Raw genomic sequence first — 669 nt, 5'->3', positions numbered from 1 at the left:
GAAAAACTGAGCGAGGCTGATTGCCTGCTGATGCGGGTGGCGCATCAGCCCATTCAGAAAAGACAGAATCGCAAGACCGCTATGCTCAACCCTTCCACTGCGCGCGAGGATCGAACGACGAACTGTCTTCCAGTTTCTGCCAGAGTGCCCGGGTTGCCTCGTCGGTGTGCTTGGGCACGACGATTTTCAGCTGGGCGTAAAGGTCGCCCCGCTCGCCACTCTTGTTCATCAAGCCGTTACCCTTGATCCGCAGACGCTGACCGTTCTGACTGTCCGGGCGGATGGTCAGGTTGATCCTGCTGTTCAGCGTCGGTACCGCCACCTTGGTGCCCAGCACTGCTTCCCAGGGTGCCAGTGGAACGGTGATGACCAGATCATGGCCCTCGACCTCGAACAGAGGGTGCGGTGCAAGGCGAATGATCAGGTACAGATCGCCATTGGCACCCCCGCCCACTCCAGGCGCGCCCTGGCCCTTGAGACGAATGCGCTCGCCGTCAACGACGCCCGCTGGAATCTTCACATTCAGGGTCTTGGTGATATCGCTCATGCGCTGCCCGTTGGGGCTGTGCTGCGGCACCTTGAAACTGACCTGCTTGGATTCACCCGACAAGGTCTCCTCAAGGAAGACTGCCAGCTCCATCTCAACGTCCTGCCCGGTACGCCCGGGGT

Annotated in this window: 1 protein-coding gene; it reads right to left on the bottom strand. The window is 60.4% G+C overall.

The genetic code is table 11. The features are described 5' to 3' along the window. Nucleotides 1-85: 85 nt before the first annotated feature. On the bottom strand, nucleotides 86-669 hold a 584-nt coding region (locus ALO43_RS09285), incomplete at its 5' end, for a DnaJ C-terminal domain-containing protein (RefSeq protein WP_328586973.1).

The sequence above is a fragment of the Pseudomonas tremae genome (genome assembly GCF_001401155.1).
Taxonomy (GTDB): domain Bacteria; phylum Pseudomonadota; class Gammaproteobacteria; order Pseudomonadales; family Pseudomonadaceae; genus Aquipseudomonas; species Aquipseudomonas tremae.
This window is presented reverse-complemented; position numbering and strand designations above follow the sequence as displayed.